Annotated in this window: 27 protein-coding genes and 2 pseudogenes; 9 read left to right on the top strand and 20 right to left on the bottom strand. The window is 69.2% G+C overall.

The window, feature by feature from the left end:
• Positions 1–796 precede the first annotated feature (796 nt).
• The 3 genes from ACFZAU_RS25360 to ACFZAU_RS25350 all read left to right on the top strand — a co-directional run bounded on the left by ACFZAU_RS25360 (position 797) and on the right by ACFZAU_RS25350 (position 2,488).
• Positions 797–1,297: an SPW repeat protein gene (locus ACFZAU_RS25360; protein ID WP_500554091.1), complete on the top strand. Its 501-nt coding sequence runs from the start codon at positions 797–799 to the stop codon at positions 1,295–1,297.
• Between the two features lie 70 nt (positions 1,298–1,367).
• Entirely contained in the window at positions 1,368–1,529 is a 162-nt protein-coding gene (locus ACFZAU_RS25355; protein ID WP_500554090.1) for a hypothetical protein, read from the top strand.
• Positions 1,530–1,960: 431 nt separating this feature from the next.
• The gene (locus tag ACFZAU_RS25350) at positions 1,961–2,488 is read left to right on the top strand and encodes a DUF1360 domain-containing protein (protein WP_500554089.1); all 528 of its coding nucleotides are present in this window, start codon (positions 1,961–1,963) and stop codon (positions 2,486–2,488) included.
• 51 nt (positions 2,489–2,539) lie between these two features.
• On the opposite strand, the pseudogene ACFZAU_RS25345 reads toward ACFZAU_RS25350, so the two are convergent.
• The 4 genes and pseudogenes from ACFZAU_RS25345 to ACFZAU_RS25330 form a co-directional block, all read right to left on the bottom strand.
• Positions 2,540–2,836 (bottom strand): annotated as a pseudogene (locus tag ACFZAU_RS25345) (phosphatase PAP2 family protein); the annotation flags it as partial.
• A gap of 288 nt (positions 2,837–3,124) precedes the next feature.
• Positions 3,125–3,850: a DUF6766 family protein gene (locus ACFZAU_RS25340; protein ID WP_500554088.1), complete on the bottom strand. Its 726-nt coding sequence runs from the start codon at positions 3,848–3,850 to the stop codon at positions 3,125–3,127.
• An 85-nt stretch (positions 3,851–3,935) separates the two neighbouring features.
• Positions 3,936–4,316 carry a hypothetical protein gene (locus tag ACFZAU_RS25335; protein WP_500554087.1) on the bottom strand — a complete coding sequence of 127 codons (381 nt, stop codon included), beginning with the start codon at positions 4,314–4,316 and terminating at the stop codon, positions 3,936–3,938.
• A gap of 414 nt (positions 4,317–4,730) precedes the next feature.
• On the bottom strand, positions 4,731–5,042 hold the full coding sequence (locus ACFZAU_RS25330; RefSeq protein ID WP_500554086.1) for a hypothetical protein: 312 nt from the start codon (positions 5,040–5,042) through the stop codon (positions 4,731–4,733).
• Between the two features lie 195 nt (positions 5,043–5,237).
• Between ACFZAU_RS25330 and ACFZAU_RS25325 the strand changes: the two genes are divergently transcribed.
• The 6 genes and pseudogenes from ACFZAU_RS25325 (at position 5,238) to ACFZAU_RS25300 (ending at position 9,902) form a co-directional block, all read left to right on the top strand.
• Positions 5,238–5,561, top strand: a complete 324-nt coding sequence (locus tag ACFZAU_RS25325) for a plasmid stabilization protein (protein WP_500554095.1) — start codon at positions 5,238–5,240, stop codon at positions 5,559–5,561.
• 285 nt (positions 5,562–5,846) lie between these two features.
• Positions 5,847–6,949: pseudogene (locus ACFZAU_RS25320) on the top strand (glutamate--cysteine ligase).
• A gap of 565 nt (positions 6,950–7,514) precedes the next feature.
• Positions 7,515–7,802 (top strand): hypothetical protein, encoded by a 288-nt coding sequence (locus ACFZAU_RS25315; protein WP_361799924.1) that lies wholly within the window; start codon positions 7,515–7,517, stop codon positions 7,800–7,802.
• A 599-nt stretch (positions 7,803–8,401) separates the two neighbouring features.
• On the top strand, positions 8,402–8,620 hold the full coding sequence (locus ACFZAU_RS25310; protein ID WP_500554085.1) for a hypothetical protein: 219 nt from the start codon (positions 8,402–8,404) through the stop codon (positions 8,618–8,620).
• Between the two features lie 34 nt (positions 8,621–8,654).
• Complete coding sequence (locus tag ACFZAU_RS25305; RefSeq protein WP_500554084.1) at positions 8,655–8,849, top strand: hypothetical protein; 195 nt, start codon at positions 8,655–8,657, stop codon at positions 8,847–8,849.
• Between the two features lie 594 nt (positions 8,850–9,443).
• Positions 9,444–9,902, top strand: a complete 459-nt coding sequence (locus ACFZAU_RS25300; RefSeq protein WP_500554083.1) for a cupin domain-containing protein — start codon at positions 9,444–9,446, stop codon at positions 9,900–9,902.
• Between the two features lie 137 nt (positions 9,903–10,039).
• Here ACFZAU_RS25300 and fabG read toward each other — a convergent pair whose 3' ends face one another.
• The 16 genes from fabG to ACFZAU_RS25220 all read right to left on the bottom strand — a co-directional run bounded on the left by fabG (position 10,040) and on the right by ACFZAU_RS25220 (position 26,275).
• Positions 10,040–10,780, bottom strand: coding sequence for a 3-oxoacyl-ACP reductase FabG (gene fabG, locus ACFZAU_RS25295; protein WP_500554082.1), 741 nt, complete (start codon positions 10,778–10,780; stop codon positions 10,040–10,042).
• Positions 10,768–11,463: a 2-phospho-L-lactate guanylyltransferase gene (cofC, locus tag ACFZAU_RS25290; RefSeq protein ID WP_500554081.1), complete on the bottom strand. Its 696-nt coding sequence runs from the start codon at positions 11,461–11,463 to the stop codon at positions 10,768–10,770. The genes fabG and cofC overlap by 13 nt, the downstream gene beginning before the upstream one ends.
• Entirely contained in the window at positions 11,460–14,177 is a 2,718-nt protein-coding gene (locus ACFZAU_RS25285; RefSeq protein ID WP_500554080.1) for a bifunctional FO biosynthesis protein CofGH, read from the bottom strand. Before ACFZAU_RS25285 ends, cofC begins: the two co-directional genes overlap by 4 nt.
• Positions 14,062–15,219: an acyl-CoA dehydrogenase family protein gene (locus ACFZAU_RS25280; RefSeq protein WP_500554079.1), complete on the bottom strand. Its 1,158-nt coding sequence runs from the start codon at positions 15,217–15,219 to the stop codon at positions 14,062–14,064. Before ACFZAU_RS25280 ends, ACFZAU_RS25285 begins: the two co-directional genes overlap by 116 nt.
• 53 nt (positions 15,220–15,272) lie before the next feature.
• Positions 15,273–15,929: an enoyl-CoA hydratase/isomerase family protein gene (locus ACFZAU_RS25275; RefSeq protein WP_500554078.1), complete on the bottom strand. Its 657-nt coding sequence runs from the start codon at positions 15,927–15,929 to the stop codon at positions 15,273–15,275.
• Positions 15,926–16,975, bottom strand: coding sequence for an LLM class flavin-dependent oxidoreductase (locus ACFZAU_RS25270; RefSeq protein ID WP_500554077.1), 1,050 nt, complete (start codon positions 16,973–16,975; stop codon positions 15,926–15,928). The genes ACFZAU_RS25275 and ACFZAU_RS25270 overlap by 4 nt, the downstream gene beginning before the upstream one ends.
• 213 nt (positions 16,976–17,188) lie before the next feature.
• Positions 17,189–17,506, bottom strand: a complete 318-nt coding sequence (locus ACFZAU_RS25265) for a muconolactone Delta-isomerase family protein (protein ID WP_500554076.1) — start codon at positions 17,504–17,506, stop codon at positions 17,189–17,191.
• An 84-nt stretch (positions 17,507–17,590) separates the two neighbouring features.
• Complete coding sequence (locus ACFZAU_RS25260; RefSeq protein ID WP_500554075.1) at positions 17,591–18,460, bottom strand: ABC transporter substrate-binding protein; 870 nt, start codon at positions 18,458–18,460, stop codon at positions 17,591–17,593.
• Positions 18,461–18,556: 96 nt separating this feature from the next.
• Positions 18,557–18,907: an NIPSNAP family protein gene (locus ACFZAU_RS25255; protein ID WP_500554074.1), complete on the bottom strand. Its 351-nt coding sequence runs from the start codon at positions 18,905–18,907 to the stop codon at positions 18,557–18,559.
• Positions 18,904–19,572: an NADPH-dependent F420 reductase gene (gene npdG / locus ACFZAU_RS25250; RefSeq protein WP_500554073.1), complete on the bottom strand. Its 669-nt coding sequence runs from the start codon at positions 19,570–19,572 to the stop codon at positions 18,904–18,906. Before npdG ends, ACFZAU_RS25255 begins: the two co-directional genes overlap by 4 nt.
• 127 nt (positions 19,573–19,699) lie before the next feature.
• Positions 19,700–20,512 (bottom strand): IclR family transcriptional regulator, encoded by an 813-nt coding sequence (locus tag ACFZAU_RS25245; RefSeq protein WP_500554072.1) that lies wholly within the window; start codon positions 20,510–20,512, stop codon positions 19,700–19,702.
• A 27-nt stretch (positions 20,513–20,539) separates the two neighbouring features.
• Positions 20,540–21,010, bottom strand: coding sequence for a VOC family protein (locus tag ACFZAU_RS25240; protein ID WP_500554071.1), 471 nt, complete (start codon positions 21,008–21,010; stop codon positions 20,540–20,542).
• Positions 21,011–21,084: 74 nt separating this feature from the next.
• Positions 21,085–22,704, bottom strand: coding sequence for an AMP-binding protein (locus tag ACFZAU_RS25235; protein ID WP_500554070.1), 1,620 nt, complete (start codon positions 22,702–22,704; stop codon positions 21,085–21,087).
• Positions 22,686–24,140: an aldehyde dehydrogenase family protein gene (locus ACFZAU_RS25230; protein ID WP_500554069.1), complete on the bottom strand. Its 1,455-nt coding sequence runs from the start codon at positions 24,138–24,140 to the stop codon at positions 22,686–22,688. The genes ACFZAU_RS25235 and ACFZAU_RS25230 overlap by 19 nt, the downstream gene beginning before the upstream one ends.
• Before the next feature lie 25 nt (positions 24,141–24,165).
• Positions 24,166–25,053: a TIGR03619 family F420-dependent LLM class oxidoreductase gene (locus ACFZAU_RS25225; RefSeq protein ID WP_500554068.1), complete on the bottom strand. Its 888-nt coding sequence runs from the start codon at positions 25,051–25,053 to the stop codon at positions 24,166–24,168.
• A 28-nt stretch (positions 25,054–25,081) separates the two neighbouring features.
• Positions 25,082–26,275 (bottom strand): CaiB/BaiF CoA transferase family protein, encoded by a 1,194-nt coding sequence (locus ACFZAU_RS25220; protein ID WP_500554067.1) that lies wholly within the window; start codon positions 26,273–26,275, stop codon positions 25,082–25,084.
• Positions 26,276–26,852: the final 577 nt, after the last annotated feature.

The raw sequence follows: 26,852 nt of genomic DNA, 5'->3' as shown, positions 1-26,852 counted from the left end.
CCACTGTGCACACGGCTCGATGCCACACCGCAGCCAGGACACCCCGCCTGGTCCGCGACAGCGCGAGCCCGTACGATCACGAACTCGCCGTCCAGCAGCGCGTCTTCGATCAGCACACCCTCGACCTGGTGGCACCACAGGTCGGCCAGGACCACATCACCCATGGCCGTTCATGATCGCGGTTTCGGTGACCCTCCGTGGCCCCAGCACGGAAAGTGATCCAGAACCTCATTTCAACCGTCGCCGACAGAGGTCGCGGCTCATGTAGCGGCGGGCGTGGGTGCACCGTCGTGTTGTTCGGCCAGGACAGCACCACCCACCGTATGGACAAGGGCCCCGTGTCGCCAGCGGGGCCCTTGGGCCGTGTCCGCAGAGGTGGCCGCAGACAGCGGTGTGAGCGTATTCCTGCTCCAGCTGTCTCGCGGCCGACGCGCCGCAGGATCTCCGGAGGGCCACTCCCAGAGCCCTGTAGCGCCCATTGGCCATGGGGCCGTGTTCCAGCACGGCTCGCAGCTCCGGCCGGCCTCGCAGCGGGGAACCTCGCCGAGTTCCAAAGCAGGCGCACCGTTGAACTGCGGCGATGCGAGGTGAGGACACGGGGTTTCGGCGGCTTCCGAGCGGTAAGGCGAACACGCGGAGCGCCGCACTCCTGCCCGCGGTGCCGCCCCGAAGGGCTTTCGCCCCTCGGTGATCGGCGCCCTTGTAGATCGGGGCCCCCTCCCCACTGGGCCCCTCGGCGGCCATTCGACGGCCGCGGGTAGTCGCTATCAGGAAGACCTGACGGGAGATGGTCCGGATGACTCATACGCGACCTGGTATCGAGCAGCATCCTGATCTGCTGGAACTTCGGGACGATTACGAGCGGGCGACCGCTACCAACCGCGGCCAGGCGACGGAGGCCATGGGACTGGTCACCGGCACTTACCTGGCTGCTTCACCGTGGATCGTGGGCTTCAACGGCCTGTCGTCGATCACGGTCAGTACGCTCATCGCAGGCATCGCCTACGCCCTGTTCATGGGTGGCGTAGGACGAGGCTTCGACCGCACCCACTCCAAGGCCTGGGCAGCCGCCATCATCGCCCTCTGGGTGATCATTTCGCCCTGGTGCGTCGCTGGCGACGTCAGCACAACCCGCACCGTCACCAACAACGTGATCGTCGGCGTCATTGGCCTCATCCTCGCGCTCGCAGCGGCGTCGATGCGTCCCGGCAGCCGCCTCGACCGGAACCAGGGCGTAGCCAAAAACCAGACTGGCGGCTGGAGCGGCTCCCAGCAGACAGGCGGGCCAGCACGGTGATCGGGGGATCATCAGCCCCGGATGTCTCAGCTGTCAGCAGCCGGTAATACAGAAAGACTTGGAACGTCTCATGAAGCAGCCGAACGACAGGGAACGCGAAGCAGCACAAGTCAGCGACAGCCCTCTTGAGCGCGTCACCGGCGAACCGGATGCACCGCCCGAGCCAGAGCTCGCCGATACCAAGCAGAGTTCCGCCTCACCCGACAAGAGCCGCCACCAGGACGACACCTGAGCTGAACCACAGGATGTGGCCGCACGGCTCGGCCGAGTCCGAGAATGCCCTGCCCGATACCTAGCGGGTGAAGAAGGTGCGGCTCGCTCGGCAAAGGAGGCAAGCCGAGCCAATCGGAGCTGCCACCCCAGGCCCCTCAGCCAGAGCCGGACCCCAGCCATGCGAGAGGCAGGGTTCGGCTCTCCTGGCCGCCACACAAGGGTGGCGGATCCCTGTGCTGTGGCACTGGGCGCTCGCGGCTGGCTGTGTGCACCGTGCCTCAAAGATGCGATGCCATTGGTGGGGATGGTTTCGGCAGCCCTCGGCAGGTAAGGCGACCACGCGGGGCCACACTCAAACCCAGCCGTGCAAAAGACCGGCCGAAGCCGCGCTCACCTGTCGTTCTGGTGCGGCATCGTCGGCATCGCAGGCCTTTGAAGGATGGCGCGATCATGTCCGCACGTGAAGCGGTACAGCGGATCCGCGAAGCAGCGGATGAGACAGCACAGCAGTATGCGGGCGAGGCTGAGCGCCCGCTCGGGGCGTTCGTCGGCCTGTTGAGCACATACGTCGCCGCTGTCGGCGCGGTCGCAGGGTTGGCCAGGTTCACGGACCGCGCAATCCCCACGCTGACTCCCTGGGACGTAGCCCTGTGCGCAGGAGCCACGCATCGTCTGTCGCGGCTGGTGACCAAAGACGCGGTGACCAGCCCTCTACGCGCACCCTTCACCCGGTACGAAGGAACCTCCGGCCCCTCCGAGCTGACCGAAGAGGTGCGCGGCAGCGGCGTCCGCAAAGCATTGGGCGAAGCCCTGACTTGCCCATTTTGCGTTGGACTGTGGATCTCCACCGGCCTCGCAGCCGGCCTCGTGTTCGCCCCGAGTGCCACCCGTCTCTCGGCCAGCACCCTGACCGCTCTCGCCCTCTCCGATCTGCTGCACTTCGCTCGCGAGAAGGCCCAACGCGCTGCTGAGGAGTGAAGCCCCCACGGCTCCGATCGCTGCTCCCGCAGTGACGTCGCTGAGGTGATGCGCGCCGCTGTGGACGCGTGCCAGGCCGACCAGCAGTGCTGGTACGGCACAGGCCCCGCTCATGGCCGGCCAAATGGGCCAGACGGCGGCGAAGCCGACCGCCGCGGCGGTGTGTCCGGACGGGAAGGACGAACTGCCGGGCCGGTCCTCTTCCTCCTCATGAGAAATCCACTGTTTGGGTGGCCGGGGCCGGTTGGTGAGCTGTTTGCCGGCGTTGGACAGGAGCTGCGCTACCGCAAGAGCTGATAGGCCCGAAGTTGCTGCAGCGTGACCTCGCTGTCCGCCACAGCAGGCCATCGCGGCGGCGCAGCAAACCACAGCTTGCTATAGCCCGCCGCTGCTTCTATTGCCGGCAGCAGGCGCCGCGCCCACACCGGGTTCCACGATGCCAGATCGCGGGTGACACGCCGGTCGAGGCCTCGCAGGGCTGCCGTCCCAATCAAGAGCGCCGCCTTTCCGGTCGGGCGCCCCGACATGTCGCCGACAGCGTGGCGCGGGGGGATGAGCGTAATGGGAGGTACCGTTCCGGCGGCACACGACCGAGGGAGACCCACGGAGCTAGTGCCAGTCCGTGGGTTGCGCTGCTCATCCCTCGACGCCGGTCGCGGTGTGTGGCGAGCCAACGGGCTTGGACTCGGGGGAACCGCGTTGCCTGAGATAGATCGCGAGGATCGCCATGGATCCGACGGCCAGGAGCTCGGATTGCCAGTTCTGCAACGTGCGGCTCCAGAAATCCGCGGAGGAGAGATAGGCGGCCCAAGTGGTTGGAGCTTGCAGATCGCGTAGCTGTGTCTCGTTGTAGGCGGCCACGCCGGTGATGGACTGGGCCAGCCAGGACAGAAGGAAAATCACTGCCATGACCAACCCGAGGGAGCGGGAGTAGACGATGCCGCGCCAGTCAGTGGTGGACGCCCAGCGGGGCGAGTCGCGGCGGGCGTGCTCACCCACCATCTGGTCCTTGTCGGACTCGGTGCCGGGCTTGTCGAGTTCCTTGGACTCTGGGGACCCTCGTTGCAGCAGCCACACGGTGGCGACGATGTAGAGGAAGAACTGCAGGTACTCAGACTGCCAGTTTTCCGTTACGTCCACGGCAAAGTCCGAGGTCGTCAGGTAGGCGCCGAAGCTGACGGGCGCCAGGCCGTCGGTGAGGAGCTGGTTGTTGAACTGGGCGTGGCCGGCGATTGCCTGGCCTGCCAGGGCGAGCAGGAAGGCTGTCATGAAGGCCAGGCCCAGACTGTTGTTGCGCAGGAAGCGCGGTACACGCCGCTGCGTCGGTGGACGCTCGGCCTGAGGGGACACAGGGTCCTTCATCGGTGCATCAGCCCCAAGGCCATGAAGTACGCCAAGCCGCCTGCGATGATCAGCAAGGTACTCGCGAACAGCGTTCTCAGTGGTCTCACCTGCCCTTGATCTCGCACTGGTAGGGCTGCCCGGGCTGCGATGTGCATCCGGCGGCGCTGATTTTCCACCCGGTGGGGAAGTGGGCAAGAAAGACGGTGTCGTGCTCGAGTACGACCCGCGCCTGTCCGCCGTAGACGTCCACTGCGTGCACACCACCGGCCGCAGGGACATCACTCTGCGTGACCGCCTGGAGGCACGGCTCCTTGGCTGACTGCTCCAGCTCCTCGCGGGTGGCGGGGGCGAGTGCGGCGCATATTTCGGCGGCCTGCTGGGCCGCAAGTGCCTGCTCGAAGCGCGTGACCGTTGTGGAAGCGGCGTCTTCGCGTTCGGCAAAGGTGCCACATGAGGTCACCGTGGCAGCCAGTACCGTGACCACCGCAGTAATCGCGTACCGCCGTCGTGGCATCGAGCCTCCTGCGCGGAACGGGTTGGCGTACCCGTGCCGGTCGGCTACCCGGCACCGGGATGTCCACTCCCGCTCGCTGCACGATGCCCTCGCACTCACAGACCCTCCGGCGCCCGATCATTGAGCCGCGCTTTCGTGGACCTGGTGGAAGCCCTTGCCTTCCTCGGCAGCCCCGGAGTGCAGGTGAACGGGGAAAGGCGACCAGTCCGATGAGCCCACTTGTCCGGTGCAGATCCCGCGCATACCGACAGCGTGCGAGTCGCGGCAATTCCCCGCACGGGCTGCTGCTCCGGGCCAGTGACGACGACTTTGCGCCGCATGCGGTTGTTCCAGAAGAAGGCCGACGGCGACATCAAGGTTCTCATGGTCCCGTGACGCCCGCGATCACCCCAGCGGCGCGTTGAGAGGCGTGGCCGCCAGGGCCCGCGGGCCACGCCGTACAGGTTCGCGGCCATGGCGCGGCCCTTCCTGTGCCACCAATCGTGACCGCGCTCGTCGTCGAGGTAGTCGTGCCAGCGCCAGGCCCAGGTGCCAGTACGTCCACGCCCGGCCCGGGATGGTGTAACTCGGATCGGCGAGCGCCCCGGAGCTCTCGCTGATCACGTGGTGGGCGCCGTCCTCGTTACCGGTCACCACGACGCCCGCCACCCGGTTGCAGGCCACCTGGCGGTCGGGTTCGTCCGTCTTGGACATCATGGCGTCGATGCGCTCACGCGTGCGGAGTAACGCGCAGCAAGCACGTTCCAGAGCCCTCCCATGCAGGCGCCCGCGCCCGCCCTAAACCTCACAGCGGCTGCGGGCAGGGATCACTGCACTTTCCGGAAATATCAGTGACGATGACGGGTAGCAGATCATCAATGGCCTCAAAGTGATCACCTAGGGGTGAACGAGATGCCTGCAGGATCGAGCCGCAAACGCGAACGGCAGTACGAGCACATCAAGGACAGTGCCAAGCAACGCGGCGAGAGCGAGAAGCGAGCCGAAGAAATCGCGGCGCGCACCGCCAACAAGGAGCGGGCTCGCGCTGGCGAGTCCAAGAGCGCCAGGCACAGCTCCACCGAGGACATGTCCTCAGGGCGCCGTGGCGGCCAGCGGTCCGGCAAGGGTTCGCAAGGGCCGACCCGCGACCAGCTCTATGCGGAGGCCAAACGCCGCAACGTCGACGGCCGCTCCCACATGAACAAGGCGGAACTTCAGCGCGCGCTCGGGAAGTAGCAGAGACCGGCTGGCCTGCGAGCCAAGTTTGAGCACAGCGTTCAGCCATCGGCCACGCGGCCGCACCGCCGACTACCGGACGCTCGCCGGCACCACCGAAATTCAATCGCCTTCGGGCAGCCGACCGCGCTGCTCACCAATCGTCTTTCTGGCCTTGCCGCGCTCCAACAACGTCATCATAGCGGGGGGCAGTCCGTGCGAAGCGTTGACACACGACACGGCAGCCGATAGGTCGAATGGGACTGGGCGGACGGCCCGACCTCGTGACGATGTTCTGGCGGGGTGATGGGCGTGCGCAGTGTCGGAGTAGAGGAAGAACTCCTGCTGCTGGATGCCGAATCGGGCCGCCCCCGTGCGCTGTCCTCTGCGATATTGCAGTCGGCCCGCCATGACTCCGCAGCGACAGCAGAGGTCTTCAAGGCAGAACTGCAGCTCCAGCAACTAGAGTTTGCGACCCATCCGCAGACTCAGATGCGGGACCTGGCCACCGAGATCATCCGGTGGCGTGCTGCCGCGGCCCGGTACGCCGATGAACTGGGGGCCACGGTCGCCGCACTAGCAACCTCGCCCCTGCCGGTGAGTCCGAGCATGAGCGCTGGCAAGCGGTACCAGTGGATGCGGGAGCATTACGGGCTCACCGCCGACGAGCAGCTGACTTGCGGCTGCCACGTACATGTGTCCGTGGACTCCGACGAGGAAGGCGTGGCCATCCTCGACCGGATACGGCCGTGGCTACCTGTGCTGCTTGCCATGAGTGCCAATTCCCCAATTTGGCAGGCGCAGGACACCGGGTACGCGAGTTACCGCAGCCGCGTGTGGGGACGATGGCCGTCAGCCGGCCCAGTGGAAACCTTTGGGTCCGCAGTGCAGTACCACTCGCTGGTCAAGGCCATGTTGACAACCGGCGCCCTGAGAGACGAAGGAATGATCTACTTTCATGCGCGGCTTTCCCGTACGTACCCCACCGTGGAGATCCGGGTGGCAGATGTCTGCCTTGACCCGGCCGCCGCCGTTCTTCAGGCCGCGATGGTGCGTGCCCTAGCAGAGACGGCAGCTCGCCAGTGGCGGGCGGGGGAACCGCCAATCGATCACCGGGTGGCGCTACTGCGCTGTCCGCCTGGCGGGCGGGACGGGAGGGCCTGGGCGGACAACTCGTCCATCCCTTCACGATGGAGCCCGCCCCAGCAGCGACTGTCGTCCATGCACTGTTCGACCACGTAAGGGATGCCCTGGAGGACAGTGGCGACCTCATTCTTGCCCAAAAGGCACTCGCCCGGCTGCTGCAGATTGGAAATGGGGCGCAGATCCAGCGCGAGCTGCTCGCGGAGCGAGTCGGGAGCCTGCGAGAGATGGTCGCTGTATGTGTTCGGCGCACACAGGGGCTGTGAACACTGCTGGAGGGTGGATGCGTGTGTGCGAGCTGCCTCCGGATGTGGATCGGCTAAGGGTGATCCGTCTTTACCTGAAACTGCAGCTTGACGCTGTGGACGCCAAGATCCGCGAGAGCGAAGAAGAGTCAGCCGACCTTGCCGAACCTGTGCCAGCGAAGCGCGAGCATTCCTTGGCGTCCGGCGGCGTCGGCTTCCGCCTCCAGCACGTACCGAAGGGCGGGACGCTCCGCGGTGTCGTGCATTGCAGCGACTGCCCGGATGCTGTCGGCAGCTGGCTCACCCCGGGCGAGGTCGAGACCGGGTTCCGCATGCCAAATGTGACGCCGTGCCTCCGCTGTCACCCCGGCTCGACGGACTCGTAACCGGTCCCTATCGCGCATCGGGCGCCGTTCGGCCCTGGGCAGCCGACGTGATGCTCCGGGGGTGGCAGCGGTGGTGACGCGGAACACGTGCACTGCCCGGACCGTCGCCTACGGGAGGGTTTCAAAGACGCGTTTACTGTGATGATTCAAGGCAAGTAGGGCCCTTGGGGCGCAGAATCGTTCCACCCGAGGAGCCCATCATGATCATTCAAAAGATGCACGGCATGGGCATACGCAGCGAGCACGCGTACCTGGCAGGTATGGCGTCCATCGGCCTGTCCATCGCCGCTTGGGCCACCAGCCTCACCGCGGAACCTGGCGTAGGCCTGGCTCGCGCCGACCGCTGGGGGATCTACGTAGGAGAGTGGGCACCAACTTTCTTCGGCTTGGGCCTGGCCCTCAGCCAGTACGAGCAGGCGGACGGCACCCTCCAGGAAAGCGACATCCATCACCTGAAGGACAAGGTGCAGGAGAAGGTGGCCGCCTGAACGTCCAACTCAACGGCCCATGAGCTGCCCGCCCGGTTGTGCGGGGCAAAGCTGCGGCCGGGCGGGCGCAGCGCGGGCCCCCTAGAACTCTGGCAGCTCTGCTGCGACGGGAGGTCCTCTTTCCTGGCCGGCCCGTCGAGGCTACGGCGGTCGGCCAGGGCAAGCAGGAACCGATACGTGGCGGAGCTTGATCTAAGCCATGTTGACCTGCGGAAACACGTCTTAATGGCCAACGTTGGCGACGTCCTCGCTGGCCTCGTCGACGAGGTCGATCGCGTCAGTCGAGGCGCGCGCCGACGAGGGAAGCTGCATGCGCGTTGACCTCTCCGACGGTCTGGTCCGCTTCAGACCGCGTGTCATCGTGCCGCGGGGCTTGGACGCGCATGAGGATCGCGGGCCAGGGGTTTGGGCGGCTTCCGGCAGGTAAGGCGACCCCGCGGAGCCACCGCACTCTGAGCCGGCCGTGCTAACGGCTGCCCAGAGAGTGCGGAAATCTGCCCCGGGCGGTCGGCGCTCCAGAGGTCGGGCCCTCACTCCACACGAGGCTCCGGCCGGGCGGCCGCCAAAAAGGGAAAGCGGCATTTCACTGGCGGAGCCGCATGAACGAAGACTTCCCCCAGGTGCCGCTCGTCAGCCGAGGAGGAGCGATGAAGCCAAGTGGGAACGAACACGAGAAGAAGTCGCCACTGGGGGAAGACGTGACTGAGGACGAGACTGTGCCTCCGCAAGAGGAATACACGTCTTCCGGTGCCGAACAGCGCGGGACTCGCGAGCGGGGACAGGAAGATCTAAAGAAGGAGCAAGGGGATTCCGGCTGACGCATTGATCGCCCCGGGCCCCGAGGAGGTCATCATGGACGAGATGACCCGCATGCACCGCCCCGGCGAGAAGGTACCGGTCATCGGGATCTACGAGTGCACCTGCGGCCAGGGCCACCGTTTCACCAGCACCGACGTTCGAGGTCACACCTTCCCCCCGGTCCCGAAACAGTGCTCTGGCATCGGATGGAACCTCATGATCCCCGCCCACGCGGAGCAAAGCCCCTAAAGGCCCATAGCTGCCCGCCCGGTCGTTCGCGGGGGTGCTTACAACCGGGCGGGCTCGCAACGCGGCCCCGCCGAACGCTGACCACGCCGGGGCCGCTCCGCCCTCCATCCAAGAGGAGCGTTCGGCAAAGCCAGGACATCGCCAGCCCAGCGTTCCCGCGACCGGGGACCACGGACCGTGCGCATGAAGCTCCTGTGGCGGTGCGCGAGGGCGTCCTGGCGGGATGCGTCGAGGACGGCGCCGAATGGTGGGCCGGACTCACCCGTGTCACCGCCATCGCGCCTCCCGACACGCCGCTGCGTGCGGGGAAATGCTCTCCCTGATCGGGTCTGCGCTAAGGCGATGCCCCTCGACTGAGGTGCTGCTCGCCCCGGGTGCGGCGAAGAAGAAGGCGGCGCACTCTGGATGGGCGGCCTCGCCAATCAGCCCAGCTGGCGAGGCCGTGTATCCGCCGGCATAGTCGTCGCCGTAGGCAGCCCGTCGGATTGCACGGCCCACCTCGTATGAGCCGTGTTCGGCCTCAAGGCCGGACTCCTCAATCGCGGCCTGAAACTCGGCTGCGGCCTCCACCCACTTCGAGTCACTATGAAGCCCATGCTCCCTGCGCTAATGGTGCAACCCGGTGAGGCGGCCGCAGCATCGCCCGCTGACGGCGCGTTCGAGCTGCTCGCCGACGGGGGTGCGGTCAGCGCCAGCAGGCTCACCCTCGCAACCGGCGCCGACGGAGGTCCCCCGCACCACCACAAACTCTCCCACGAGCTCTTCTACGTGCTGGGCGGGGCGATGCTGTTCCGTCTCGGCGACACACTGACGACGGTGGGAAAGGGCGGGCTCGTCGTCGTACCGCCGGGCCTTGCGCATGTCTTCGGGGCAGCGGAGGGTGAGGTGGCCGACGTGGTGGTCGTGCTCAGTCCTGGTATCGAGCGGTTCGGCTACTTCGAGCGGCTGGCCGCCATCAGTCGCGGCGAGGCGGAATTCGCGTCGCTCCTCCCCGAACAGCACCGCTACGACGTGCACTTTGAGGACCTTCCCGAGTGGCGCTCGGCCCCCTGACGGTAATCCGCCCCTCTGCCTCGCCGGGCGGGCCGGCTCGACCCCCGCTCGAAGCACCAGCTTGAATCGCACGCGGCCCCTGCGCGCGGACCAGGCTCACCTGGTCCACGGGGCCCAGGAGCCCTGGCCGCGGCTGATCACATGTGCCGGCCGCCGGTCACTTCGATGACCGTCCCCGTCAGATACGACGCAAGGTCCGAGGCGAGGAACAGTGCCACCGAGGACACCTCTGATGCCTCACCGGCGCGCCGCATCGGGATCTCGGCGAGTTTCGCGTCCCAGATGTGGGTCGGCATCGCCTCGGTCATCGGCGAGCGGATCAGACCCGGCGCGATGGCGTTCACCCGTACCCCGTGGTGGGCCATCTCCTTGGCCGCCGCCTTGGTGAGCCCGACGATGCCGGCCTTGGCCGCCGAGTAGTTGGTCTGGCCGACGAAGCCGACCTTGCCGGAGATGGAGGACAGGTTCACGATGGCGCCGGAGCGCTGTTCCCGCATGACGGCGGCGGCCAGGCGAGTGCCGTTCCAGCAGCCCTTGAGGTGTACGGCGACGACCTGCTCGAACTGGTCCTCGGTCATCGTCCGCATGGTCGCGTCACGGGTGATGCCCGCGTTGTTGACCATCACGTCGAGCCCGCCGAACGTCGAGACGCACAGGTCCACGGCGCTCTGGACGTCCGCCGCGGCAGTGACGTCGCAGGCTGCCGTGACAACCCTGTCACCCGCGTCGAGACGTTCAGCGGCATTGCGCGCGGCTTCGGTGTCGCGGTCGGCGATGACGACTCGCGCACCCTCGCGCAGGAAGGTCTCGACCGTCGCGAGCCCGATGCCCTGGGCGCCTCCGGTGACGACGGCGGCGCGGTCTTTCAGCAGACCCATCGATGTCCTCCAGGAATGGTGTGTGCGGACGGCGTGGACCTGTACGTGTCCAGGGGGAGTCGGCCGAGCGCGTCGGATAGGTGGGGGTGTGAGTCGTTCACGAGCGTGGCCACGAGCAGCAGATGGTCGAGGTGGTCGACGTCGAATCGCAGTGCCGCGAGGTCGGGTGCGGTGAGTTCGAAAGCGCCGGAGCGACGGTGGGCCGCTCGCGACCCGGTGCCGTACGACGGTTGCAGGGCCTGTCCCGGGCTCGCCGCGAGCAGGGTGGTGCCGCGGCACTCCGCGTCGGCGACGAACGCCCGGTCGTGTGCCCGCGCGTGGGTCAGGGCACGGGCGAGGACGGCGGGTTCGATGAAAGGGAGGTCCGCCGGAAGGGAGGCCACGCCGCAGCGGGGGTGGAGCGCTCGTGCCGTCTGTTCGCCTTGCCGGATGGCTTCGTTGAGCCCGGGGCCGTCGGCCAGGACGGCCCGCACACCGAGGTCTTCGACGGTGTGGAAGTCCTGGACGCGGTCGAGCACGACGACGACCTCGCCGACCCCGGGTGCCGCCCGCGCGGCCGTCACGGTGTCGCGGAGCAGGGCGCGCGCCACGCTCCGCCGGGCGCGGGGACCCAGTTGGAGGCGGCTCTTGGCCAGACGGAGGTCCTTCTGGGGGATGACGACGACCCAGTCCCACCGCCTCACCGCACGAACCCGACGCTCAGGGGCACGGCGCGGTGCACTTCGGTGTCGAATCCGAGCGCGGCCTGCGCACGTTCAGCGGTGACCTCGTCGTAGGTGGTGGTGCGTTGCCGGGCGGGCCGGCCCGCAGCAGCCGCCAGTTCCCTGATTCCGGCGATCGTCCGCATCGACCCGTTGGCCGAACCGGCCATCCGGCTGATCGTCTCCTCCATCAGCGTGCCGCCGAGGTCGTTGGCCCCGCCGCGCAACATGTCGGCGCATTGCTCCGGAGCGAGCTTCACCCAGGAGCAGGCGATGTTGTCGATGGAGCCGTGCATGAGGAGCCGTGCGAGTGCGTGGACGGCACGGTTGTCGCGGCGTGACGGGCCCGGGCGGGCGATGCCCGCCAGGTAGATGGGCGAGCTCTGGTGCACGAAGGGCAGCGGTACGAACTCCGTGAACCCGCCGGTCTCCTTCTGCAGCTCGACCAACGTCCGCATGTGGTCGACCCAGTGACGCGGCTCGTCGACATGGCCGTACATCATCGTTGCTGTGGTCGGGATGCCGAGTTCGTGCGCGGTCCTGATGACCCGGATCCACTCTCCCGCCGGGAGTTTGCCCTTGGTGAGCACCCATCTGACCTCGTCGTCGAGGATCTCGGCGGCTGTGCCGGGCACCGAATCGAGGCCGGCTGCGCGTGCTTCGCCCAGCCATTCGGCGACCGTGATGCCCATGCGGGAGGCGCCGCTGATGATTTCCATCGGGGAGAAGGCGTGGAGGTGCATCTGCGGGGAGCGCCGCTTCACCTCGCGGGCCAGGTCGAGGTGGACGGTGCTGGGCAGACCGGGGTCGATGCCCCCTTGCATGCAGATCTCCGTCGCTCCCACCGTCCACGCCTGCTCGACGCGGTCGCCCACCTCGTCGAGGGAGAGGCGGTAGGCGTCGGCGTCGGTGGCCCGCTGCGCGAAGGCGCAGAACCGGCAGCCGACGTAGCAGACGTTGCTGAAGTTCACGTTGCGGTTGACCACGTAGGTGACGACGTCACCGACCGCCGTCCGCCGGACCTGGTCGGCGAGCAGGCACAGGGCGTCGAGCGCGCGGCCGTCGGCGTACGCCAGCGCGAGTGCCTGGTCGCGGGTGAGGCCCGCCGGGTCGCGCTCGGCCGCGCGCAGGGCAGCGGCCACGTCCGAGCCCAGTCGCTCGGGGGTGGTGGTCCCGGGTGGCGCCGACCTGCCTTTCAGCTGGTCCGCGAGCACCTGCCAGTCGCCGAAGGCGTGGTCGAAGTCGCCGCGCGCGGTCGTCCGCCGGCCTTCCCGGTCGATCGCGACGTGAAGGTCGGTGCGGCCGGTGGACTCCGCCTCGGCCATCTCCTGCCAGGTCAGGCCCGACGGGGACACATCGGCCGCGAGGCCCGTGGCGGGATCTGTCAGGGCCTGAAGGTGCGGCCTGATTCTGGCGTCCGCCCAGTTGCCGCCGGCACGCAGGTACTCCGGCTGTACCGCGAGCCGTTCGCGGAGGTCGAACCCGGCCTCCGCGGTCAGTTCCTTCAGCCTCGCCAGCTGCGGCCAGGGCCGCTCGGGGTTGACGTGGTCCGGGGTGAGGGGCGAGACCCCGCCCCAGTCGTCCACGCCGGCTGCCAGCAGCAGGCGCAGCTCCCCGGGGTCCGAGAGGTTGGGCGGGGCTTGGAGCCGCATTCGGGGGCCGAGGAGGATACGTGCCACCGCGATGACGGCGAGGTACTCCTCCAGCCCGGTGTCCGGGGCCGCTCGCATCGCCGTGTCGGGCTTGGCCCGGAAGTTCTGGACGATCACCTCCTGGACGGCGCCGTACTGCCGGGCGATCCGGCGGATCTCCAGGAGGGAGTCGATGCGGTCCGCTGGGCTCTCGCCGATGCCGACCAGGATCCCGGTGGTGAAGGGGATGCCGCTCCGCGAGGCGTCCTCGATGACGCGGAGGCGCACCGCCGGGTCCTTGTCGGGCGAGCCGTGGTGGCAGCCGCCCGGCTCGGCCCACAGCGAGCGGGCGGTGGTCTCGAGCATCAGTCCCATGGATCCGGCGACGGGCTTGAGCCTCTGCAGCTCCGCCCAGGTCATCACACCGGGGTTGAGGTGCGGGATCAGCCCGGTCTCCTCGAGTACGAGGATCGCCATGGCGCGGACGTAGGACAGGGTGTCCTCGTAGCCGCGGGATTCGAGCCAGGAACGCGCCGCCTGCCACCGGTCTTCCGGGCGGTCACCGAGGGTGAAGAGGGCTTCTTTGCAGCCCAGTCGGGCGCCCTCGCGGGCGATGTCGAGTACCTGGTCAGGGGTGAGGAAGGGCGCGTCGAGCCGCCCGGGTGTGGTGGCGAACGTGCAGTAGTGGCACCGGTCCCGGCACAGCCGGGTGAGCGGCACGAAGACCTTCTTGCTGTACGTCACGACGTCGGGTCGTCCCGCGTCCTTCAGGCCTGCCGAGCGAACGGCGGCCGCGACCTCGCACAGCCGGGTGAGGTCGTCGCCTCGCGCTGCGAGGAGGGCGATGGCCTCTTCGCGGTCGATGTTCTTGCCTGCCTGGGCTCTCGCCAGCGCGCGGCGCACGGATGCGGGGTTCATCGCGGGTCCTTCGGGTGGTGATCGTCGCGCATCAGCCGGCTCGCAGTCCCATGGAGCGGGCGACGACGTCGAGCTGGACGGCGGGCGGACCGGCGACCACCCGGGCGATGATGCCGTCGGAGTGGTGCATCGGCAGGGTGTGGTCACGGACGTACCCGTAGGCGCCCTGGATCTGCATGGCCAGCGCGGACGCCTCGGCGTAGATCTGCCCGGCCAGGAACTTGGCCATGGTGCTCTCCACTTCGCAGGCGAGGCCCGCGTCGAAGAGGCCGGCCGAGCGCCGCACCGCGCACCGGGCGGCGTCCAGCCGGACGAACATCTCCGCGAGTGGGAGGGTCACGCCCTGGTACGAGGAGATGGTGCGGCCGAACTGGGCGCGTTCGTTGGCGTAGGTGACGGTCATGTCGAGCACCGATCCGACGCTGCCGAGGAAGCCGGAGCTGATCATGATCCGTTCCAGTACGAGGCGCTCCTTGAGGATCTGCCAGCCCTGTCCCGGCCGTCCGAGCAGTGCGGAGTCGGGCAGGTGGACGTCGCGCAGGAACACTTCGTAGATGCCGCTGATGTTGCGGCCGAGTGCGGGCATGCGGCGGATCTCGACCGCCGGGTGGTCGGCGGGCACCAGGAAGACGGCGAGGTCGTCGCGCTTGCGGCCGCTGTCGCCGACCTTGACGAGCATCTCCATGACGGTGCCGGGCAGTCCGGCGCCCTCACAGTAGGTCTTCTGGCCGTTGAGCACCCAGCCGCCGTCGCCGCGCTCGGCCCGGGTGGCGACGCTCGCGGCGTCCGACCCGACGTCGGGCTCGCTCACCGCGATCGAGAACCGGCCGTCGCCGCTGAGTACCGGCGTCACGTAGGTCTGCCGCTGTTCAGGGGTGCCCCAGCGGTTCAGGTCGCGGATCCCGCTGACGTTGAGGTTCAGCAGGGCAACGAGGTCGGAACTGGCCCGGCCGACCTCCTCGCACAGGGCGACGAGCAGTCCGGCGACGTCTTCGACGGGTTCGTCCGCGTCGGCGGCCAGGTCGCACCAGCCGAGCTTCGCGATCTCGCGGTAGAGCTGTTCGGGATAGGAGCCCTCCTCGTCCCAGACGCGCACGTCGCGTTCCGGGGCGTGGCGAGAGATGAACGCGCGGGCCGTCGACCGCAGTTGGGCTTGTTCTTCAGTGTCGGTGAAGGGACTTTGGCGCATGATCGTCCTTTTCTGGTTCACGTGGTGGGGCGCTGCCCCCGGCGTACGGCACGTCAGCCGGCGAGCTCCACCCGGAGCTTGTGCAGGAGGTCGGCCGGTGCGGCGGCGAACTGGTCGGCGAGTTCGCGCGCGCGGCGGTCGAGGTCCGGGGCGGCGGTGACGTCGACCAGTCCCAGCCGGGCCAGCTCGTCCGCGGTGAAGCGTTCGTCGGCGGCCAGCAGCCGGAAGGCGAGGGCGGGGCCGGCGGCCTCGCGCATCCGCCGGACGGTCGCGGCAGGGGGGAGGAAGCCCAGCCGTAGCTCCGGGAAGCGGAAGGCCGCCTCCGGCGCCGCGACGGTGACCACCGCAGCCGCGGCCAGTGCCCATCCCCCGCCGACGGCCGGACCCTGCACCGCGGCGACCGAGGCCGGGAACGCCTCGATGAGGTCGCAGGCCTGCTCGATCAACCGCCGGCGCAGACCCGGCTGTCCGATCGCGGTGCCGTCGTCGGCACGCACGTCCGCACCCGCGCAGAAGGCAGGGCCCGTCGCCCTGAGTATCAGGACGCCCGCGCCCTGCTCGCGGGCGTCCTCGAGCGCCTCGACCAGTTGCAGGAGCAGCGGGAGGTTGAGCGCGTTGCGTGCGGCGGGGCGGTTGAGCGTCACCGTGGCCACGACGCCGTCGCGCTGCATCGGGCACAGCGCCGGCGTCCGGTCCGTGCCGGGGTTCACAGCACCTCCGGGAGGACCTTGGAGGTCAGCAGCTCGACGGCCTCCGCCGGGTCGGGGCCCACGGGGGCCCCGACGTACGCCTCGGTGAAGCCGGCGCCGCGGGCGTACTCCAGCAGCTCGCTGAGCGCCTCGATGCAGTCGCCGGGCGTCCCGGAGATGATCAGCTGGTCGGCTATCTCCTGGGGCAGCAGTTCCGCGGCGGCGCGGAGGCCGTGGCCCGCCTTCACGGCCGCCCGGGTCGCCGCGTAGTCCGGCTGTTCGAAGCCGACCCGCTGCAGGTTCTCGTGCGGCTGCTGGCCGACGATCAGCGCGGCCTGCCTGCGTGCTGCGGCCTTGGCGCCGTCACGGTCCGCCGACACGGAGATGTTCACGCCGTAGATGCGGGTGAAGTCACGGTGGGTGCTGCGTTCCCGGCCGCGTTCGAGCAGGTCGAGGTTGCTCACCGAGCCGAACTGGCCGCTGCGGAACGCGGCCAGACTGTGCGCCGGGAAGTTGCTCGCGCAGATCACCCCGTCGGCGAGCTCGCCGGCCATCTCGAGTATGCGAGGCCCCGTACCGGCGACGACCACCCGCACCGCGGGGTCCTTCACCCAGTCCAGGGACATATGCGCGTCGTCGTGCAGACCCAGGTCCTTGCAGGTCACCGGGAAGTCGCCCATCCGGACGGCCTCGCCGCGCCAGAGAGCCCGGCAGATCCCGATCAGCTCCGCGACGCGGCCTACCGGATTCGACCGGTCCATCAGCGCGCTCACCAGGCCGCCGCCGGTGCCGATCCCCATGCTGACCTGGCGTCCGGCGGGCATGAACTCCGCCAGCGTGGCCATCGTCGATGCCTGTTCCAGGGGGTTGCGCCCGAATGGGAAGGTGACCGCCGTGCCGACGCCGGCCTCCGTCCGGGCCGCGATCGCGCCCAGGACGGCGCTCACGCCCCGCGACTGCATCTGGTCGGTGACCCAGATCGTCTCGAAGGCGCGGGCGGCTACCTGGGCGACCTCGACCATGCTCGGTCCGGCTGCCCAGGCGTGCAGCTGAATGCCCTTGATCATCGACCCTCGATTCATTTTACTGAACTGCGTCCACGATATGGAACAAGGTAGATTTCGGAGCTACTCCGGTCAAGACCCCGGATTCCGTCCGGAAGGGCCAACGGGGTTACGGCGAGAAGGGGACCGGAAGGTGCCGGAGCCGCCGGCGGCGCACGGCGGGAAGCCGCGTCGCCGGGCTCACTGGACGACGGGCGGTCCTGCGGGAGGGCGCTGTCAGCGCCCTCGGGTTCCATCGGTGGCGCCCGTTCCGCCTGGGTCGTTCGGGTGCGACTGGAGGACGGTGACGACCGACGTCATCCACGGCCACAACGGCAGCGTGTCGAGGACCCTCTCGTACAGTTCGGCCTCGTCGGCGGCACGCCACAGCGCGATGCTGCGCATCTCACCCACCGGGCGCCAGATCCGCACCAGATGGCCGGCGGCGATGAGCTCCGCGGCCCGGGCCGCTTCCGCGGCGCGACGGCGGTCGACCTCGGCGGGATCGGTTCCGTCAGGGATGTTGGTCGTGACCTCCACCAGGAACTCTTGCACAGGACTGCCCCTCTGTGATGTTTCGGAGACTGCGGTGCTACGACTGCCCGTTGCACGGCGCGAAGTCGGAACCTCGGCACGCCCCTACGGAGTGGTGCGGTAGAACTCGGCCGCGGTGAAGGTCGCCGGGACGCCGAGTTCGGTGGCGACCGCGGTGATGGCATCCGCGCCGACGGCGAGGTCGGCCTGGCCGTCGAAGGTGAAATGGGGCGCGATGAACTTCTCGTAGTGGGCTCGGATCTCGTCGTCGGTTTGTCCGCTGAGGAAGCTCCGAAGGTGTCGCAGCGTGGTGTCGGGGTCATTGCGGATCACCTGCAGGGCCCGCCGATGGGCTCGCACGACGGCCTGGACGGCCGGGTCGTCCGGGTGGACGTGGGTGGGGTCGACGGCCACGCCGACGGTGGGGATGTGAAAGTGGTCGCCGACGAAGGCGAGTACGTTCCAGCCGTTCTCCGCCGCCACTGCCTCCGCCGCCATGGTGTCACCGACCACGGCGGCATCGATGGCTCCTTCCCGGAGCAGGCGCAGGTCCATGCTGTAGTCGCCGGGAGACCGGATGATGGTGTGGACGTCGCGGTCGGGGTCGAGACCGGCCTGCCGGAGGACGATGCGGGTGAAGCAGCCGGGTCCGGTGTGCGGGGGGTGTATCGCCAGCCGCCGGCCCGCGAGGTCGGCCAGGGACGTCATGCCGGGGCGGGCGAGGAACCAGAACTGCGGCCGCTGGGTGTTCACGCTGAGCGCGACCCAGGGAATGCCGTCGACGAGCCGGGACAGCAGGGTCCGGCCGAGTCCTATGGTCGCGCCGCGTCGCAACCTCTCCGGATGCCAGACGTAGGCGTCGCGCAATGCGACGTGGACACCCTCCTCGGCGTAGTAGTCGTGCTGGTCGGCGATGTGGCTGACCAGTTCCTCGTGCGGGCCACTCCCCACGTAGGCGAGATCGATGGTGTGCATGAACGTTCACCTTCAAAGATCGTTGCGCATCGCCCGGTTCGCGCGCCCTGCTGGAGGGGGTGGCCGGACGGCCGACGGTGCCGTCGGGGTGATGTGTCAGAAGAGGGTCGAAACCGCCGGAGGCACACGGCGGGAGGTCGCGTATTCGGGCTCGACGAGGTAGGTGCTCACGATTTCCTCGATCAGCGGCCCCTGCGCTTCGGTCCGTTCCTTCAGTGCGATCCACCGCGGATCGGCCCTGAAGGTGTCCCAGTGCGTGACCGCCGCCGCGACGTCCTCGAACGCGCAGGCGTAGACGATCCGCCGCCGCTCTCCGACGACGTGCCAGAATCCGCGGAGGTCCAGGCCGGCCTCCTCGAAGAGGCCGAGGGTCTCCTCCGCGAAACGGCGGTGCAGTTCTTCCTCCCGGCCGGGCAGCGCGAGGTACTCGCGCAGTTCGATGATCACGCCGGAATCCCGGACACCGCGAGGCCGGAGCGTGCCTTGTAGCGGCGGTTGATGCCGATGAGAACGGCGGTGAGCGGTTCGAGCTGTCGCGCGTTGCGGAGCGGTCCGGCGTCGATGCCGGGCCGTCCCGTGATCGTCGCGGCCAGCGCGGCCACCCGGTCCTTCGTGGCCTGGTCGTCACCGCAGACCAGGACGTCCTCGTGGTCGAGCAACCCGTCCTCGTCCCACAGTGTCACCGCTGACAGGTGGTGGAAGGCGCCCACGACACATGCGTCGGGAACCATCTGCTGGGCCTGTTCCGCGGCACTGCCCTCGTCGACGGCCAGCCCGTAGGGGCCCTGCCTGTCGAAACCGAGTGGGTTGACGCAGCTGATCACCAGCTTTCCGGCGAGCTCCGCCGCCAGGTCCGCGACCAGTTCACCGTGGCCGGCCCACGGTACGGCGAGCAGGACGACGTCGGCCGCCGCGACGGCGGCGTGGTTGTCGAGACCGCGTACGTCGACGGTCGTCCCGGCGCGGTGCCGGATCAGGACCGCCGCGTCCTCCGCACGTTCGGCCGAGCGGGATCCGACGACGACCCGGTGTCCGGCACGGGCGAAGCGCAGGGCCAGGCCCTTGCCCTGTGGGCCGGTGCCTCCCACGACAGCGATGGTGTGATGTCCCACGTTCTTGTACTCCTCTCGGGTGAAAAGGCACCCCGGTCCGGACGCGAACGATCGGCATCAGGGCAGGGTCGGGCGGCCCGGCGCGACTGCGCCGGGCAGGCGGGGCCGAGCGGAATTCAGGCGGTGCTCAGCCGGCGACTTCCTCCGTACCGACGGCGGGGTAGTCGGCCGGGACCTGTCCTCCGCTGCGGGCGGTGATGGCCCGGGCGGCCGCCACCAGGTCGGGGGCGAGCTCCTCGACGTCGTGCGGAGTGAGGTCCGCGCCGATGCCGAGCAGGGTGATCAGGAGACAGGGGTACCCGTCACGGTCGAAGACGGGGAATCCCACGACGTTGAGCTCGGGCCGGTACTCGCCGAAGACGGCGCCGAAGCCACGGGCGCGGATCTCCTCGGGTCCCGGGCCACCTACCACCTCGGCGGTGTCCGTGCCCGGGTGCCACGCGGCGGTGATCCGGCTGAGCAGCGGCGCGTCCCGGCCGAAGCGGGAGCCGATCTCGATGGTGGTCTTGATCGCCTTGCGGCTCTCCATCTTGGCGATCGCGGTGAAGTGCCCGTCGGGCATCGGCTGGATCGCGAGGCAGGCCAGGCGGGTCCGCTCAGCAAGTCGTTCCATGTACGGCCGTGCCTCGGTGACCGGCGTGGTGCGGGCGACCGCCGCGATGCCGTACTCGATGAGCAACGGCCCGAGGTTGTACCGCCGGGTCTCGGGGTCGTAGCTGATCAGGCCTTCGGTCACCATCGTCCGGATGAGGTTGGACGCCGTGCTCTTGGCGAGCCCGCAGCGGTTGGCGAGCTCGGTGAGCGTGGCGCCGCCGGCGTTCTGGACCAGGGTGTCCAGCACACGTACGGTGCGCGACACCGCCGGCACGAGGACTCCGCCCTGCTCGCCCGCATCGTCGTCCCGGGGCGTGCCGTGCTGCTGGGATGGGCCGTTCGCCACGTCTTCCTACCTTCCGGTCAGGGTGTTTCATCCGACCGTAGCGGCATCCCCCACCAGCTCTACGAAGTGGAACAGGGTGCCGTCGGGGTCGCGGGCGAACAGCAGCTTCCAGCCGTTGACACCGTCCGGGCCCATCACGGTCTGCGGCGTGTGCAGGAATTCGACGCCCAGTGCGTTCAGGCGGTCGTACTCGGCCTGGATGTCGTCGGTCAGGATCGAGAAGCGGCACAGTCCGGGGTGGACGAGATCGGTGGTCGCCCGGCCGCCCGCGTCGATGTCGCGCCATTCGATGACGTCCAGCAGCGCCTCGTCCGGGGAGTCGTTCAGCCGCAGGTGCGCGAAGCGCAGCTTGCCGGCTCCCTCGACCATGAAGGCCCGCGCCAGGTTGGCGTCCTCGACCTCCTTGTCCTGCACGACCCGGAAGCCGATGCGCCGGTAGAAGTCGATCGAACGGTCCATGTCGGTGACGTTGATGCCGACGTGCCAGAACCTTCGCATGATGGTTCCTCTCGGGGTGTGTGATGTGTGGCCGGGCTCCGGATGCGACCGTCTCCCGGACGGGTGGTCGTGTGTCAGTGCGAGGGTGAGGTGAGCCGGCGCCTGAGCAGCTTCCCGGTCTCGGTCCTCGGCAGGGCCGCCACCAACTCGAACTCCCGGGGTCTGGCATGCGGCCCGACCGACGCCGCCACCAGGTCGCACAGCTCGGCGCGGAGCGAGGCTCCGAACTCGGCGGGTCCGCCGTCCACGAGTCGGAGGAAGACCTTCACGTGTTGGCCGAGTTCGTCGTCCGGCACTCCGACCGCGGCCGCTTCGGCGACGAGGGCGTGCTTCAGGACGGCGTCCTCGATCTCCGACGGTCCGATCCGGTAACCGCGGCTCTTGATGACGTCGTCGGCACGGCCGAGGTATTCCAGTCGCCGCCCGTACGCGCGCCGCGCCAGATCGCCCGTCCGGTGCCAGGGGACCGCGGGCGGCAGCGGTCGTTCCGACCCCGCGTCCCACACCCCCAGCAGGGCGACGGGATCCGGCAGTCCCACGGCGATCTCACCCACCTGGCCCGGGCCGACCTCCCGGCCGCTGTCGTCGAGGAGCGCGATCCGGTGGCCGGGATAGGGGGCCCCCATCGTGTCGTCGTCGACCGAGCCGAGGACCCCCGAGTCACCGATGAGCGCGTTGGCCTCGGTCTGCCCGTACGCCTTGTTGACGGCTCGGGCCAGATGCCGCCGGGCCCAGGCCATCTCGGAACGCCCGGCCGGCTCACCGCCGGTGACGACGGCACGCAACCGGCGTTCCGGGGCCCGGTCGTTGGCCTGGAGGAGGCGCAGGACCGACGGCGGCAGGAACGCGGTGGTGACGCCGCACCGCGCGAAGAGGTCGAGCGTGGCATCCGGGTCGAAGCGCGCCTGTCGGTGCGCGACCACCGGGACGCCGAAGGACCACGGGACCAGGAGGCCCAGCAGGAGGCCGCCGATCCATCCCCAGTCGGCTGTTCCGTAGTAGACGTCCCCCGCCTCGAAGAACTCGAACGCGCAGTCCACTCCCGCGTGGCCGAGCAGCACCTGGTGACCGTGGACGATGCCCTTGGGCGGACCGCTGGTCCCGGAGGTGTACAGCAGCAGGGCCGGCCGCGTCGGGCCAGCGGGGCAGGGGGCGCCCAAGGGAGCGTCGACCGGCTCTTCACCGATGTCGCGGCCCTCGGCACCGTCGACGGTCAGGACGACGAGGTCCTCGACCGCGCATCCGGTCGCCCTCAGCCGGTTGAGCCCCGCACCGTCGGAGACGAGCACCTTCGCGCCCGAGTCGCCGAGGCGGTGCGCGACGGAGGTGCCGGTCAGGAGTCGCGGGATCGGAAGCAGCACGGCCCCCGCGGCCAGCACCCCGAAGACGACCTCCGCGGCGGCGGGTGAGGGGTCGAGGTACATGGCCACGCGATCACCAGGCCGCACGCCGTGTGCGCGCAGGACGCCCCCGATCCGCAGCGCGGCGCGCTGGACCTCGCCGAAGGTGATCCGTGCCTGCGCGCGTGGTCCGGCCGTGAGGAGGGCCACGGCGTCCGGATCCTGCGCGAAGAGCGCGTCGTGGGTGATCGAGTAGTCCGGCGCGGGTGACCACCGTGGTACGCCGCGCAGCTCCCGCAGTCGTGAGACGGTCGGAACGCCCGCGGAGTCCGGCGCTAGTCGAGGCGCGCCCATACGCTCTTCTCCTTCGTGAAGCTCTCGATCGCGCTCTGTCCCAGATCGCTGCCGTGTCCGCTGTCGCGGAAGCCGCGGTACGGGGAGGCGGGGTTGAGCACGCCCCAGCTGTTGATCCAGACGTTGCCGGCGTCCAGGGACCCGGCGAACCGCAGCGCCCTTCCGACGTCGCGGGTGAAGATCCCGGCGGCAAGGCCGTACATCGTGTCGTTCGCCATCGAGAGCGCCTGGTCCTCACCCTCGAACGGCAGCACCGCGAGGACGGGTCCGAAGATCTCGTCGCGGGCTATCCGCATGTCCGGCGTCACGTCGGTGAACAACGCGGGCTGGTAGAAGAAGCCGCGGCCGGGCTCGTCATCGGGGTGTTCCGCGCTTCCCGCCAGCAGGAGCGCGCCCTCTTCGACACCGGAGGTGACGTAGGAGTGGACCGAGCGGCGGTGCTGGGCGCTGATGAGGGGACCGATCTCCGTCTCCGGGTCGAGGGGGTCACCGACCTTGGCCGACTCGACCCGGGCTCTGAGCAGTTCGACGACCTCGTCGTAGACCGGCCGTTCGACCAGCAGCCGGCTGGGGGCGGTACACGTCTCGCCCTGGTTGCCGTACATGGCCTGGAAGGCCACGTCGGCGACCGCCTTCGGGGAGGCGTCGGCGAAGGCGACCAGGGCGGACTTCCCGCCGAGCTCCAGCGAGGTGGTGATGAGCCGTTCGGCGGCCATGCGGCCGATCTCCTGGCCGACCTCGGTGGACCCGGTGAAGGTGATCTTGCCGACGAGCGGGTGCTGGACGAGCGCGTTCCCTGCCACCGAGCCCCGGCCTGGCAGGACGTTGACGACCCCGGGCGGGATACCGGCCTCGAGGGCCAGCTCCCCCAGGGCGACCGAGACCAGGGGCGCCAGCTGGGCGGGCTTGAGGACGATGGCGTTGCCCGTCGCCAGTGCCGGCGCGATCTTCCAGACCGACTGCACGGCGGGGAAGTTCCACGGCGTGATCGCGCCGACCACGCCGATCGGCTCTCGCAGCGTGTAGTTGAGGAAGCGGCCGGGAGCCGGGGTGGTCCTCCCCTCGATCTTCGTGACCAGACCGGCGAAGTACTCCAGGGTCTCGACCATGATGGGCAGGTCGATGGAGCGCGACTCGCGGATGGGCTTGCCCATGTCGCGCGTCTGCAGTTCGGCGAGCTCGTCCTTGTGCGTCTCGACCAGTGCCGCCAGGCGCAGCATCAGGCGGGTGCGCTGGGACGGCCGGAGCCGCTGCCAGGCCTTGGCACCTTTGCGCGCGGCTTCGACGGCGCGGCCGACGTCGTCCACGGTGGCCTCGGCCACCGCCGCGATGCGGCTGCCGTCGGCGGGGTTGACGGTGTCGAAGGTCGCCCCGGTCGAGGCGTCTGTGAGCCGGTCACCGATGACCAGCGGAACATTGGGGGTCAGGGCACGCATGATCGATGTCGCTTTCGCTCGGGCGTCAGGGAAGGCGATGAGCGGTCGGCAGGACGGCCTCCGCGAGGGCCTGGAGCTCCTCCATCGCGGACTCGAGCGTCGCGTGCTCGAACGAGGTGTCGCAGACGAAGTGGGTGACACCCAGGTCGGCGTAGGCCTCGATGGTCTCGGCGTTGTAAGGGGCCTTGCGCAGCGGGCGCGCCGTCAGGGTGATCTCGCTCATGTCCCGGCCGGCCCGCTCCACGTACGCACGGAGGGTGGCGAGGTGGGCGGCGTACTCCTCGGGACCGATCGCCAGCGGGTGCCAGCCGTCGCCGATGGCGGCTATCCGCCGGAACGACGCCTCGCTGTACCCGGCGAACCAGATCGGGATGGTGCCGCGTACGGGCTTGGGGTACATCTTGAAGTCGTGCAGGTTGTAGAACTCGCCGTCGAAGTCGACTTCGTCGTCGGACCACATCTGCCGCATCGCGTTGACCATCTCGGTCACGCGACGCCCCCGGTCCTTGAAGGGCGCATCCAGGGCCGCGAACTGCTCCTTCATCCATCCGACGCCGATGGCGACGGACAGCCGGCCCTTCGACAGGACGTCGATGCTCACCAGCGTCTTCGACGTCTGCACCAGCGGCCGCCACGGGAGGATCAGGCAGGACGTGCCGAGCTCGACGGTCTCCGTCGCCGCCGCCGCCCAGGTCAATGCCGTCAGACAGTCCAGGTACGGCGTCTCGGGCGCCCAGAGGAACTTGCCGTCCTCGGTGTAGGGGTACGGCGTGTCCACCTTGGTGGGCAGGGCCACGTGGTCGGTCATGAACAGCGAGTCGAACCCGATCTTCTCCGCGTACCGGGAGACCTCGCTGATCGCGTCCGGTCCGGCCCAGGGACCGGCGCCGGGGATCCTGATGCCAACCTTCATGTGCTGCTCCTTCGGGGAAGTGGCTGAATCAGCGGACGACGCGGGCGGCCAGCAGCCCCGCGATGTCCTCGTCGTCGTGCCCGAGCTCTTTCAGCAGCTCGGCGGTGTGCTCGCCCAGCGACGTCGGCGGCCGTTCCACCCGACCGGGGGTCGCCGACAGCTTGATGGGGACGCCCGGCACCCGCAGCGGGCCCAGGGTTTCGTGCGTGACGTCGACCACCAGGTCCAGCGCACGGATCTGGGGATGGGCCACGGCCTCGTCGTACGTCAGGACAGGGGCGCAGATGACGTCCTGTTCGGTGAGCACCTCGACGATGTCGTCGCGGTCGCGCCCGGCGAACCAGGGGGCCAGCGCCGCGTCGAGCTCCTCACGGTGGGAGAGCCTGCCGGCGGCATCGGCGAACCTTGCGTCGTCGAGGAGCTGCTCGGCGTCCGCGGCCCGCGCCAACCGGTCGAAGTGACGATCGTTGAAGGCCACCACGTGCACCGTCCCGCCGTCGCGGGTCCGGTAGGCGTTGTACGGAGCGTAGAAGTTGCTGGCGTTGCCGACGCGCGACTGCACGTGATCGGCCAGCAGGTACTGGCCCAGCCAGGGCGATTGCAAGTGGAACAGTGAGCCGACGAGCGACACCGCCCCGTGCTGGCCGGCTCCGGTGCGCTGCTTGGCCAACAACGCGACCAGCGCCGCGACGGCGACCAGGAAACCGGACGCACTGTCGGCGATCGGCGGACCGGCCTTGATGGGGAGCCCCTGGGCTTCACCCGTGGCCTGCATCAGCCCGGTGAGGGCCTGGGCCACGGGATCCAGCGCCGGTCGCCCGGCCAGCGGCCCGCTCTCGCCGTAGCCGCTGACACTGAGGCAGATCAGGTGGGGGTGCCGCTCCCGGAGGTCCTCGGGAGTCAGGCCGAACCGCTCGCGCACCCCGGGCAGCATGTTCTCGATCAGCACGTCCGCGCCCGCGCACAGCTCGTGGAAGAGCTCCCGGCCCTCGTCGGTCCGCAGATCGAGCGCGATCGCCCGCTTGTTGCGGTTGACCCCGGAGTACACCCCGCTCATGCCGTCACGACCGGGCCCGAACGTCCGGGACTCGTCCCCCGCGACGGGCTCCACCTTGACGACGTCGGCGCCGAAGTCCGCCAGGATCGACGCCCCCAGCGGACCCGCCACCATCGTGGCCGCGTCGATCACCCGCGTCCCCGCCAAAGCTTGCGTCTGGACCATCACACGACCGTTCTGTTCATTATCTCGAACTCACATCGGGATTATGAACGACTCTAGGCAGGGGTCGCACCTCCGTCAAGACCCACCCCCCGGCGCTCGCGAGCCGTCACGGCCGTACCGGGGCGGGCGTGCACTCGCCGTTGCGTGGTGGCTGCGCGGCGTAATGCGGGGCGGCGAGCGGGTAGCGGCGGACCGGCTCGTGCTTCGCCGGTCACAGCGGATGCCCTGGCGCAGGGGTGAGGGTGGGGCAACGGAGCAGGGTTCACATCGCGCGGGGTACCGGCGACCCAGGGTGCGCAGGACATCTGCACGGCGCGTGGACCCGACGGCCCCTCATCGCGCCCGACGCGGGCTCGGGTTGATCGGCGCGGCTCAGCTCGCCCCGGGGTCCGACGATGTGATGCTACGTCAGTGGATGATGCAGCAGATGGAGGGCGAACCGGACCGGACTGCGGCGAACCGACCGCCGCCGACCGCCGGCACCCGTGCTCCCAGGCGGCGATCCACCGGACCGCCGCACAGCCGCCCCGCCGTCGGCCGTGAACATCCCAGCGCTGTGACCCCTAAGGCCGCGACC

Source organism: Streptomyces sp. NPDC008238, from assembly GCF_042956445.1.
Taxonomy (GTDB): domain Bacteria; phylum Actinomycetota; class Actinomycetes; order Streptomycetales; family Streptomycetaceae; genus Actinacidiphila.
This window is presented reverse-complemented; position numbering and strand designations above follow the sequence as displayed.